Annotated in this window: 10 protein-coding genes; 5 read left to right on the top strand and 5 right to left on the bottom strand. The window is 60.1% G+C overall.

All coding sequences use genetic code 11. The features are described from left to right. Positions 1-56: 56 nt before the first annotated feature. From GSQ94_RS02460 to GSQ94_RS02445, 5 genes are all read left to right on the top strand, one after another. Positions 57-2858 carry an ATP-dependent helicase gene (locus GSQ94_RS02460; RefSeq protein WP_158941841.1) on the top strand — a complete coding sequence of 934 codons (2802 nt, stop codon included), beginning with the start codon at positions 57-59 and terminating at the stop codon, positions 2856-2858. A 39-nt stretch (positions 2859-2897) separates the two neighbouring features. Beyond that, positions 2898-3053, top strand: a complete 156-nt coding sequence (locus GSQ94_RS20950; RefSeq protein ID WP_174240869.1) for a hypothetical protein — start codon at positions 2898-2900, stop codon at positions 3051-3053. A 201-nt stretch (positions 3054-3254) separates the two neighbouring features. Then, positions 3255-4748: an amino acid permease gene (locus tag GSQ94_RS02455; RefSeq protein WP_254063568.1), complete on the top strand. Its 1494-nt coding sequence runs from the start codon at positions 3255-3257 to the stop codon at positions 4746-4748. A gap of 19 nt (positions 4749-4767) precedes the next feature. Then, a complete protein-coding gene (gene add / locus GSQ94_RS02450) occupies positions 4768-5808 on the top strand; it encodes an adenosine deaminase (protein ID WP_158941729.1) in 1041 nt (346 codons plus the stop codon). A 298-nt stretch (positions 5809-6106) separates the two neighbouring features. Beyond that, positions 6107-6340, top strand: a complete 234-nt coding sequence (locus GSQ94_RS02445; protein WP_158941728.1) for a hypothetical protein — start codon at positions 6107-6109, stop codon at positions 6338-6340. 131 nt (positions 6341-6471) lie between these two features. Here GSQ94_RS02445 and GSQ94_RS02440 read toward each other — a convergent pair whose 3' ends face one another. The 5 genes from GSQ94_RS02440 to GSQ94_RS02420 form a co-directional block, all read right to left on the bottom strand. Beyond that, complete coding sequence (locus tag GSQ94_RS02440; protein ID WP_158941727.1) at positions 6472-7908, bottom strand: hypothetical protein; 1437 nt, start codon at positions 7906-7908, stop codon at positions 6472-6474. Between the two features lie 267 nt (positions 7909-8175). Further along, positions 8176-8763, bottom strand: coding sequence for a hypothetical protein (locus GSQ94_RS02435; protein WP_158941726.1), 588 nt, complete (start codon positions 8761-8763; stop codon positions 8176-8178). Positions 8764-9096: 333 nt separating this feature from the next. Then, positions 9097-10134, bottom strand: a complete 1038-nt coding sequence (locus GSQ94_RS02430; protein ID WP_254063566.1) for a VWA domain-containing protein — start codon at positions 10132-10134, stop codon at positions 9097-9099. 43 nt (positions 10135-10177) lie between these two features. Beyond that, the gene (locus tag GSQ94_RS02425) at positions 10178-11311 is read right to left on the bottom strand and encodes an RluA family pseudouridine synthase (RefSeq protein ID WP_158941725.1); all 1134 of its coding nucleotides are present in this window, start codon (positions 11309-11311) and stop codon (positions 10178-10180) included. Beyond that, the gene (locus tag GSQ94_RS02420; protein WP_158941724.1) at positions 11301-12080 is read right to left on the bottom strand and encodes a prolipoprotein diacylglyceryl transferase; all 780 of its coding nucleotides are present in this window, start codon (positions 12078-12080) and stop codon (positions 11301-11303) included. Before GSQ94_RS02420 ends, GSQ94_RS02425 begins: the two co-directional genes overlap by 11 nt. Positions 12081-12211 lie beyond the last annotated feature (131 nt).

The raw sequence follows: 12211 nt of genomic DNA, 5'->3' as shown, positions 1-12211 counted from the left end.
AAAGAGCTTAAAATAGAGATTGGAGAGTGCGCAGTTTGAGTCGACTTTTAGAAAATATGAATCCGCAACAGCAGGACGGCATCCGGTCAGTGGACGGACCAGTGCTGCTGCTGGCTGGTGCTGGATCAGGCAAGACACGCGTGATTACGCATCGCATCGCCTACCTGATTGAGGAGCGAGGTGTGCCGGCGGATGCCATTCTCGCGGTGACCTTCACCAATAAAGCGGCTAAAGAGATGGCGGAACGCGTCGAGAAGATTCTGGGACACAGCAGCCTTGCGAAGCCGACGCTGGCTACGTTTCACAGCTTCTGCGTACGGGTGTTGCGGCGCGATATCGAAGCGCTGAAGGTGGGAGGCGTGGGGCTGACCAGGACTTTTGCGATCTACGATGAGACCGACCAGCAGGCGGTGGTGAAGCAAGCACTGAAGCGGTTGGGAATCGATGACAAGTCGCTGAAGCCCAGGGTGGCGCTGGGACGAATCTCATGGGCGAAGAACCACATGATTGATCCTCAGGAGTACTTTCTTGCGAGCACGAACCCGATGGAAGAGAAGATCGCTCACATCTTCGAGATCTACAAGAGGGAGCTGTTCAAGGCGAATGCGCTGGACTTCGACGACCTGCTTCTGGAGACAGTGCGGCTGCTGAAGACCTCTGCAGAGACCAGAGAAAGATACAACCGGCGTTACAGATATCTTTTGATCGATGAGTACCAGGACACCAACAAGCCGCAGTACGAGTTGATGAAGCTGCTGGCTGGACCTGAGGCGAACGTCTGCGTTGTTGGCGATGAGGATCAGTCGATCTATAGCTGGCGCGGCGCGGATATCAAGAACATCCTGGAGTTTGAGAAGGACTTTCCCAAGACGAAGACGATTCGCCTGGAGCAGAACTATCGCTCGACGCAGATGATTCTGGAGGGCGCGGGCGCAGTGGTGGCGCAGAATACGCAGCGCAAGGGTAAGAACCTGTTTACGACGCGTGAGGGTGGAAGCCTGATTGGCTACTACGAGGCGCCGGATGGCGAGAACGAGGCGTTGTTCATCGCGGACCGGGTGCAGCGCTATCTGCGGGAGGCGGGAGGGCAGGCGGATCTTCCTCGCTGCGCGGTTCTGTACAGAACGAACTCTCAGTCGCGACTGGTGGAAGAGGCGTTGCGCCGCTATCAGATTCAGTACCACATGGTGGGCGGATTCAGCTTCTATGATCGTGCCGAGGTGAAGGACATTCTGAGCTACCTCAAGCTGGTGCAGAATGTGCACGACTCGGTCGCGCTGGGGCGCGTGGTGAACTCGCCGCCTCGTGGCATCGGGAAGACGACGATGGAAACGCTCGAACGCATGGCGTTGTCGAGCGGGATGAGCACGTGGGATGCGATTGCACGCGCGATAGAAGACAAGCTGCTGCCTGCACGCGCGCTGCAAGCTCTGAGTGGATTCAGGCGTTTGATTGAGGATGCGCGGGCGATGCTGGGGCCGGGGTTTGCGGAGGAGCTGACCGAAAATCTGGCGGAGGGCCAGGAGGGGGATGATGCTTCCCTTCTCTCCGCGGGTGGAGACGATGAAGATGCGGATGTCTCGTTCGGGTTTGGAGAGGCTGGTGCTGCTCCTGAGCAAGAAGACACTGGCGCGAACAGCTCTTTTGATACGAGCTTCAACTTTGGATTTGACTTCGGGCCAAGTGAAGAGATCTCAACGATTGCGGCTGAGAATACTTCGGACTCGGATGAAGCGCATGGCATTGATGCAGCGAGCTTCAATCCGTTTGCGCCGGTGGTGTTGAAGAAGTCCGCCGGGACGATGATGGAGAGGGCTGCTGCCATCAAGATGGAAGAGGAAAAGCCAGCGTTTCGCAAACCGGGAGATGCGGCCACGCTACCGGAGTTGATCAAGTTTCTGAACGACCGTAGTGGATACATTCGCGCGCTGGAGGAGGAGGCTACTCCGGAGTCTTTCTCTCGGATAGAGAACCTGAAGGAGTTGGCGAATGCCGCGCAGGATGCGCAGGAGCGTGGGGAGACTCTGCATGAGTTTCTGGATCACGCGGCGCTGGTGAGCGATGCTGATAGCTACAGCGAAGAGGCCAGAGTGACGCTGATGACGTTGCATGCAGCCAAGGGGCTGGAGTTTCCGCTGGTGTTTCTCACAGGCATGGAGGAGGGTCTGTTTCCGCACTCGCGGACGTTGACCGACCCGACGGGACTCGAGGAAGAACGGCGCCTTTGCTACGTGGGCATGACGCGGGCGATGGATACGCTGGTGATGACGCGAGCGAGATACCGTCGGCGATACGGGAGCGATATGCCGGAGTCAAGCATCGCTTCGCGTTTTCTGGAGGAGGTTCCTAGCCGGTTGGTGGAGGATCTTGGGAGTCCGCCGGCACGAACGCAGTTTTCAGGATCGGAGTATGGCTCGGGTTATGGGGGGGCGTATGCGACGCCTTACCCTAAGGCGAAGAGGTTTGGACGCGCGGGTGCCGAAGAGGGCGAGCGGCACTACAGTTATGAGGACGAGGACCAAAGCGGCGAGCGGCCCACGCGACCTTCAGGGCTTCCGGGAGTGAATAATCGGGCAGGCTACGCAGGGAAGACTGCGGCACCGGGACAGTCGATCGACAACATTGCCAACTTCTTTGCGGCGCGAGGCCAGAAGATCTCGCGACCGAAGCTGGAGGTCCAGGAGCAGACCGGAAAGACAGGTTTGAGGCAGGGATCGCGGGTTCGGCATCCGAAGTATGGCGAAGGAACTGTGTTTCGTCGCGAAGGCGATGGGGATGATGCGAAGATTACAGTACAATTTCAACAGCACGGCGTGAAGAAGCTGGTGGAGAAGTTTGCCCAGCTGGAGCGCCTCTAAGATCTGAAAATCGCATTTATAGAAAGATTGGCAAGAGACATGGCAAATACCAAGAGCATCACCGATACCCAGGAGCGCAAGAAGGTAAAGCGCGCAGCACGCAAAGCCGCACCAGCGAAGGGTCCGCGCGTCGGCGCCCGCGGCGAGAACAAACAGAAGGTCAAGAAGGCTGCTCGCGGTCAGAGCAAGCGGTAGTTGATCGTCTGACGGGCCGCTCTGGTAATGTTGCCGTGCGGCTCCGATCTGCAAATAAAGTCTTCTGAAATCGCATTGTGTAGTCGGAAACGCCCCGCACCATTCCATCTGTAAGCAGGAGCGCGCGCGCTGGCCAGGCAAATCTTTGCAACTAAGTCGATCGATAAGCTGATCTCTGAATCGGAGCGGCCGGAGCACGCGTTGAAGAAGACGCTGGGTCCGGTCTCGTTGACTGCGCTGGGGATTGGCGCTGTCATCGGATCGGGCATCTTCACCGTCATCGGTGTTGCTATTGGCGGCAATCCCGCTTCCCTATCGTCCTGGGCAGACTCCCCTGTCGTCGATCTATTGCTGCATCATGGGGCGGTCGCAGGACGACCCGGAGCAGGCCCGGCGCTGGCGATCTCGCTGATCCTGGTTGCTATCGTCTGCGCTTTGACGGGTCTTTGCTATGCGGAGCTGGCGTCGATGATTCCCATCGCGGGCTCTGCGTATACGTACACCTATGCGACCCTGGGCGAGCTGGTGGCTTGGATCATCGGCTGGGACCTGATCCTCGAATATGCCTTCAGCAATATGAGCGTGAGCGTCGGATTCGCCGCGCATGTGGTGGCGCTACTGGATTGGATGGGGCTTTCGCTGTCGCCCAAATGGCTCTCGCCTGCCTACCTGCCTCTCGGCCTGCAGGATCTGCAGGGTAAAGATATCTATGGAGCGGGGTGGCACTCCGGGTTCAACATTCCGGCGTTTCTGATCGTATTGCTGTTGACGGTGGTGCTGGTCCGGGGCATTCGCGAATCGGCACGGACGAACAACATCATGGTGCTGGTGAAGATCGCAGCCATTCTGTTGTTCGTGTTCTTCGGCCTCAGCTTTATTCATCCGGCGAACTATCATCCCTTTTCGCCTAATGGCTGGTCGGGCGTGTTGGCGGGCGGATCCATCATCTTCTTCACATACATCGGCTTCGACTCCGTCTCAACGGCGAGCGAAGAGTGCAAGGATGCGCAGCGGAACGTACCCATTGCGATTATGGCCACCCTGATCGTATGTACGATCCTTTATATCGGTGTGGCCGTGGTGCTAACCGGGTTGGTGCCATGGCAGTCGATTGCGGGAGATGCGGCGCCGGTGGTGAATGCGCTGAAGCGGGTCTCGATGGGGCCCGGTGGCGAGCGTTTGCACTGGGTACAGCTGGCGGTCCTGATCGGCGCGCTGGTGGGCATGATCTCGTCGATCCTGGTGTTCCAGTTGGGGCAGGCCCGGGTCTGGTTTGCGATGTCCCGCGACCGGCTGCTGCCGGATGTCTTCAGCAGGGTGCATCCGAAGTTCCGGACGCCGGCGTTTGCGACATGGGTGGCTGGATTCCTGGTGGCGATTCCAGCGGGGCTGTTTGACGTGGGCACGTTCGCGGAGATGTCGAATATCGGGACGCTGTTTGCGTTCGTCCTGGTGTCGATCGGCGTGATTGTGCTGCGGTACAAGGAGCCGGAGCGGCATCGCGGCTTCCGGGTTCCGTTCGGGCCGGTGATTCCGGTGCTCAGCGTGCTGTTCTGCGTGCTGCTGATGGCTGGACTGCCTGCAAAGACGTGGCTTCGCTTCTTCGTATGGCTGGTCATCGGACTCTTCGTGTACCTGGTGTACAGCCGTAAGCGGAGTGAGTTTTACGTAACCGACGGTCAGGACAAGATCTAAGAGCAGCTAAGATAGAGAGATGGCCCGGAAGCAGACCAAACAGGATGCAGAGATCGATGTGGTGGAGTGGCTGCGCAGGCTGCCGAAGGTTGAGCTGCATCTGCATCTCGAAGGAACCATTCAGCTGGATACGCTGCTGGAGTTGAGCCAGCGGCACGATGCGGAGCCGCTGACGGCAGAGGCGGCGAAGAAGCTTTACGTGTATGAAAATTTTCTGGGCTTCATGGACTCGTTCAAGGCGGTTTCGGCGCGTTTGAAGGGGCCGGATGACTATGAACTGATTACTTACAACATGATTCGGGATCTGGCGGCGCAGGGGGTGGTCCATGCCGAGGTGTATATCTCGTTCGGGATTATCTTCTACTGGAAGAATGCCGAGGTGGAGCCCTATGTCGAGGCTATCGAGCGTGGGCGGGTGCGGGGCGAGAAGGACTTTGGGACTACGGTGTATTGGCTGATCGATGCGGTGCGGCACTTTGGGGCGGAGGAGGCCGTGAAGGTGTTTCGCAAGGCGGCCGAGCTGCGCAGAATCTATCCGAGCATTATAGGGATTGGTATCGGCGGGGATGAGGCGCGGGGGGGTGCGGACCTGTTTCGCGACTCGTATGCGGAGGCGAAGGCGGCGGGCCTGCGGCTAACGGCTCATGCGGGGGAGACGATCGGGCCGGAGAGCATCTGGGCGGCGATTAATATCGGCGCGGAGCGTGTGGGGCATGCTCTCTCTGCGCAGCATGACGCGGAGTTGCTGGAGATTCTGGCGGAGCGGCAGATTCCGCTGGAGCTGAATGTGACCAGCAATATCCGTACGGGATGCTGCAAGAGCTTTGACGAGCATCCGGTGAAGCTTTACTTCGAGTCGGGGCTGATGGTGACGATCAATTCGGACGATCCCCCGATGTTCGGGAGCAACCTGCTGGAGGAGTATGTGCTGGTGCAGAGCCGGTTCGAGTTTTCGCTGGAGCAGATGCGGGAGCTGGCGGCGAATGCGGTGGAGGCCAGCTTCTTGCCGCCGGAGCGGAAGCTCGATCTGCTGCGGCGGGTGGAGCAGTACGGGTTTTAGGCCTCCGAGTACCTTTCGAAGAGTACCCCCTCCCTCCTCCAGGGTATTTTGGACGTAAACTGAATGGAATCATAGACCTGCGGACAATAGCTGTCTGCAAAATATTGATTCCAGATATTTTACGCACAAAATATTTAGAATGAATGGGTTACATCTTTCCCTCCCTCTCAAAATGAAGAGCCCGGGCGGATGCCAAGGCCATTTTCTATCACCTTCTTAATTGTAGAAGCCGAGCCTAACTGATACGCCATGCGAATGTGAGCGATTGGCGTGGGTTTGGCCTGCGTCGGGGCTTGACATGATTAGCGAAGAGCCGTTGTTAGTCCATTGGGGACGGGGCGGTCTGTGTCTGGACTCGTTCGAGCAGGTTGAAGAGATCGGAGAGGCGGTGGGGCTCCACGTCGCTGACGGCGATGGTTTCGAGGCTGCTGGCACGGAAGGTTCCGATGTGGAAGCCGGAGCGTTCTGGAGTGGCGGTGGTGGGTTGTCTCCGGGGACCGGAGTTTGGCGCAGGAAGACTGAGACGCGATAACGCACCGGCCGTCTTTCTACAGCCGGTGAAAGGGTTGGAGTCGAGTCAGTATGCGGATGTTTTAAAGTGCAATGCTCGCCAAGGTACGAGTTGTACCTTGACGAGCGCTGTGACGGGGGAGGGCTGCGGTGTTAGTCGAGTCGTTGAACGATAGGGCAGTTGATCGCGAAGCCCGAGCTGCCGAATGCGGCACCGCCGGGTGCGGTGATCAGACCGTCCTGAACGAAGGTAAGGATCTGGAACTCCTCGCGCATCTGGCCACGGAATCCCTTATCGATTGCGCTTTGGGTCCACTCGTAGAGCTGAGCGTCCCAGGCAGGGCTGTAGTCGAGAGCGATAGTTGGAATACCGCCGAGGACGTTGTTGGGTCTGTGGCCGTCGTTCAGATCGGGGTCGAGTCCCTGACGAAGGGGGTTGTTGCATTGTCCGGACTCCGGTCCGTTCGTGGCGATGAAGATTCGCTCGATGGGGCTGCCGAAGCTGTCATCGTCACCAAGCTGCAGGCTTGCCATGAGCGGGGCGTAGGTATTGTGCTCGATGGCTGCGGGTAGCTCCTGGCTGGAGTCCATGGAGATGTACCAGACGGGGCGGCCGAAGCTGAAGCCGTTGATGAGATTGATGGTGACGGTCATCTTGATGGGATCGATGGCTACGACCTCATCGTGGACGATAGAGTAGTCGACGTTGCCGTTGGGGAAGTTGATCTTGGAAGCATCAACGTCAAAGGCGATCATAGGTGCGTTATAGATGACGCCGCCGGCGTTGGTGAGTCTGACGTAGGGGCTGTAGTTTTTGTCGCCAATGGCACCGGGAGCAAAGGACTTCGGTGGGAATTCGGAGCCGGTGGGACCGGGAACGATCTTGCGTACCGGGGAGTAGTCAACAGTTCCCTTGTCGAAGACGATATTTCCCTCTTTATCGAGGGTTCCGGTGCGTGCTCCGTTTGCTGCGAAGCTGAGCTTGGCGGAGTAGTTCAGACCAAGCTCATTGGCTACTCCCTGATCGGAGACGTCGGTCAGGATGTACCAAACGGTCTTGTTGGTGCCTTTGAGTGTCCCTTTGTAAAGCGGCAGGGTGACGGTGGCGTTCTGGTCGTCAACGGTCCCTGAGTTGAGCAGTTGCACGGGACCGACTAAGCTGGAGTTGACAGAGGAGGGGGAGGGCCCAAAGTAGGACAGACCTACCGCAGCACCGGTACTGGCGGGGGCAGGAAAGAGGTCGCAGCCCGGGCCGGGACCGATGGCTCCGGGGCCAGGACCCTGATCAGTGTTGAAGCCTGAAGAGGCAGCGGCCGCAGAGAAGGCAGCGGCTGCGTTCGCATTGGGCTTGGCGACGGCTCGTTTTACCGAAGCATGCAGACTTAGGACTTCCGGAGAGACGGGTGCAGCGATGACAGGGGCCGGGGCTTGAGGAGCGGCTTGTGCCAGGGTGAAGGGGGAGGACCAAGCTCCAAGAGCTAACGTGCTGAGCATAACGACGGTTCGGGGGGAGGCGATGCGGCGCAATTTTGCCGCACTTCTACTTTCTTCCTCTTTGAGGAAGGGACTGGTGCGAACGTCAATTGACATTTGGTTCTCCTGCCTTCTCTAAACCGCACACATCGGTTCGCGTTGTGTTGGGCCTCAGAAGGCGTGTGCTGTATGGGAGTAGGGGGAGAGCGAAACGTTACAGGGATCGGCGTATTTTAAAAATAATAATTATCTGTAACCTTACGTATACCTTCACTTAGTCCAGAGGTTTCGAAGCAGGAGATGGCTCGTATTCTTCCCAGATGGCGAGAAGCCGTCAGGGCAAGGCTGCTGAAGTTTTCGCAGCACGAGGCTACGATTGTGCGGTTAGCGGCCTGGAGCGGCGGGAACCATGACGGCGTTGGGGTCGACCTTGGGGATGCCGAAGTGGCCGCTGAGATGAACGAGGTCGAGGGGGCGCAGCTCGCAGGAGATCTGGATGACGCTCATGTCGCGGGGGGAGCGGTTGAGGACGGTGACGCCGGTGATGTCGGCCCCGGCATAGTGCAGCCAGAGATCGGTGACGGTGTTGCGGGGCTGTGCGGTGTTGGCGGGATTCTGGTTGGCGTTGACGAGGTGCTTCCAGCCGGCGGCGTTGTAGGAGGCGATGATGGCTCCCATGGTCTCGGGGGTGTAGAAGGCCGGGCGGGGGTAGCGATAGTTATCGACCGAGATGCCGTTGAGGGCGGCGGCGGCGTGGTTCGCGTCCAGGCCGTTCGAGGCGAGCAGGTTCTGGGCGAGTTGGAGCTCGGAGCGGTCGAAGCTGAAGGAGGTGTGGGTGGCGGGCTGGTCGGCCAGGTTCATGAGCGCGCCCTGGATGTCGAACGGCGGGGGCGGCGGCGGGCCGGCTGGAGGCTGCGCGATGGCGACAGCGGCGGAGAGGGCTAAGGCGAAGAGGACGGGACGCAGTTTCATGGATGTCTCCCTGATTGATTGGACCCGGATTTTTGCGGGGAGTTCTCCGCTGAATGCATTATTTGCCTATTTGGCGGATGGGTGCAAGTTGGAGGCGGTGGTGGGGGAAAAGCAGATCCCTGCGGGATGACAACAAAAGGGCGGGCAACGGCGATAGGCAACAACAAGGACAGGCAACAACAGGGACCGGCAACAACAAGGACAACCGCAGATCCCTACGGGATGACAACAAAAGGACAGGCAACAACAGGGACAGTCAACGGCAAGGACAGGCAACAACAGCGACAGCGCAACGACAGGGACACGCGACGATGGGAAGAGCAGTGGGTGCGATTACTGGGGTGGGCGGGGGGAGAAGTAGCCCTTTTGCGCGCGGACCTTGTAGCGGGGGTCGTTGGCCTGGAGGTAGATGGTGCGGAAGGAGCCGTCCATCTTGAGGTCGGCGGGACGGTAGACGAGGTGGTACTGACTGCGGAGCTCTTCTTCGATGTTGCGGAAGCCGATGGCTACGTCTTCAAGCTTGACCGGGTAGAAGGCCTGGCCGCCAGTAGCGTCGGAGATGGCCTTGAGGACGTCGTCGCCCTTGTCTTTGCTGGGGCTGATGTTGGTGCTGATGGTGTAGACGATGGTGTCGGCGCGCTGGCACATCTTGATGGCGTCGGACTCCTGGACGCGGGAGTAGTTGTCGTCACCGTCGGAGACGAGGATGAGGGCGCGGCGGACGGCTCCGGTCTCCTGGAGCGGAAGCATCTCATCTTTGCAGGTCTTGTAGAGAGCGTCGAAGAGGGCGGTACCGCCGCCGGGACGCAGCTTGCGGATGCCCTGGTTGAGGAGGTCGACGTTGTTGGTGAAGTCCTGGGCGACGTCGGTTTCGATGTCGAAGCCCTCGACGAAGGCGCGGTCGTTGAGGTGGAGGATCTGGAGGAGGAACTCGATGGCGGAGTCCTGCTCGAACTGGAAGCGCTGACGGATGGAGCTGGAGGTGTCGAGCATGATGCCGACGCGCAGGGGTAGATTGGTCTGCTGGGTGAAGCGGAGGACGGCGAGGGGAGGACGGCCATCGTCGAGGAGACCGAAGTTTTCGCGCTTGAGGCCGGTGATGAACTTGCCGTGCTTGTCGGTGACGGTGAAGATGAGATTGACTTCGTTGACCTGGACCTGGAGGGTGGTGACGGGCTCATTCACCTGCGGGCTTCCCTGCTGATTGGACTGGCCGGCGGCTGGGGTGGGGGTCTGCGCGGGCGTGGGAGTTTGTGCCTGAGGGAGTGCCGGGGCTACGGCGGGCGTCGCGGCGGGCGGTGACGAGATCTGGGCACGAAGGGGCACGCCGGCGAGTAGAAGAGAGAGCAGGAAGATCGGGGCTTTCGACACGGGGAGGCGGTTCATTCGTAGGGTTGCGGTCACTCGGATGATTCTACTCAATAGAAGACGAATTGGCGCGAATTGCTTGCAAAAACGTCTCGAGTTCAGTGGGGAGCGGAGCTTCAAGATCCATTGGCTTGCCGGTCTGCGGGTGGGCGAAGGAGAGATGGGCGGCGTGGAGGAAGTTTCGCTCGAGGTTCAGGGCAGGATCGAGGCCTGGGATGAGGTGCGGGGCGCCGTAGAGAGTGTCGCCGACGACCGGGTGACCGAGGGACTGGGCGTGGACGCGGATCTGGTGGGTGCGGCCGGTTTCGATGCGGACCTCGACGAGGGTGAAGGGGCCGTAGGGGGTAGTGATGCGCTCGACGACGTGGAAGTGGGAGACGGCGGTGCGGGCGGCTGGATCGGAGATACCGCGGCGTGTGGTCATGCGGGTGCGGCGGATGAGATCGCGGGCGATGGGAAGGTTGACGGTGGCGTCGTCTTTTTTGAGGTGGCCGTGGAGGAGCGCCAGGTAGGTCTTGGTGACCTGGCGGCGGGAGAACATGTCGCCGAGTTTGCGGTGGGTGCTGTCGTCTTTGGCGACGAGGATGAGGCCGCTGGTGAGCTTGTCGAGGCGGTGGACGATGCCGGGGCGGAGGTCACCGCCGACGTCGGAGAGCTTTGCGAAGTGGAAGAGGAGAGCGTTGACGAGGGTGCCGCGATTGCGGGCGTCATCGGTCGCGCCAGAGCCTGCGTGGACCATCATGCCCGCGGGCTTGTTGATGACGGCGAGGTACTTGTCTTCGTGGAGGATGTGAAGGGGAATGTCCTCGGGAACGGCGTGGAGAGGCTCGGGGCGCGGGGAGCCTTCGATCTCGATGGACTCGCCGCCGTGGAGTTTTTGCTTGGTCTTGGCGGGTTGGCCGTCGACGCGGACCTGACCGGATTCGATGAGGAGCTGGACGCGGGCACGGCTGATGTCGGGGAGGGCCTGGGCGAGGTAGAGATCGAGGCGGAGGTTGGCGGCGGCGGGGTCGGCTACGAAGGTGCGGATGGCCGGTGCGTCGGAGTCTTCTTCGGGTTCGTCGAATTCGAGGACGGGAACGGGGGGCGGTGGGAGCTCTTCTACGCCGCGGGTGGCGCGGTACTCGGGTTTTACGGTGTGGCGGCGCTGGCCCTTGGGGAGCATGTTCTTAGACGGCATAGGTGACCAGCTTTCTTGGCAGCAGCGCGAGGAGGCCTGCTGTAGCAATCATACCGAGAGCGATCCACTGGATGGGGTCGAGGAGGGCGAAGGTGGATGCGGTATAGGGGTAGGGCTGGCGGAAGAAGGTGAGGAGGAACTGAATGAGACCGGTTGCGGCGAGGGCGAGGGCGAAGGTGTTTCCGGGCTGGCGGCGATGCGGGAGTTGCTTGAAGAGGAGGAGCGTGAGGACTGCGGCCATGATGGCGGCGTAGAGCGGGACTGGGTGGAGATGGATTTGGCTCGGTGGGATGCGCAGACCCCAAGGGAGAGCGGTGGGGAGGCCGGCGTCGCTGCCTTCGGCGAGATGGCCGAGGGCGAGGAAGGCCCAGAGGAGGGTGGCGCATGGGGCCCAGGCGTCGAGCGTGTCGAGGAGGGGAAGGTGGCGAAGACAGAGGTAGATCAGGGTTGCGAGGAGGGTGAGGAGGATGCCGGACGGGGTGAGGGAGGGGACCATCAAGAGGAGGATGGGGTAGGCGAGGAAGTTGTGGAGATTGCCGGCGATGAGGAGGATGCGGGAGAGGGCGAAGCCGGAGAGGAGGGTGAAGAGGCCGGCGTCCCAGAGTCTATCGGGGTTGAGGGAGACGATGGAGGCAGTGCGGAGGCTTAGGGAGAGAGCAGCCATGAGTCCGACCGCGGCGAGGACACCGAAGGTGGGAAGGAGGAGATGGCCGGAGTGGAGGAGGTAGGGGTGCACGTTCTGAGAGTGGTGCTTGGGGGCCAGGAACAATAACAGCAGATCCCTACGGGATGACAACCAAAAGGACAGGCAACAGCAACAGCAAGTGCAACAGCAACAGCAACAGCAACAGCAAGTGCAACAGCAACAGCAACAGCAAGTGCAACGACAACCGCAGATCC

Origin of the sequence: Granulicella sp. S190 (assembly GCF_009766095.1) — a bacterium.
GTDB lineage: Bacteria > Acidobacteriota > Terriglobia > Terriglobales > Acidobacteriaceae > Edaphobacter.
Note: the sequence above shows the minus strand (reverse complement) of the source record. Positions and strands in the feature narration are given on the sequence as shown.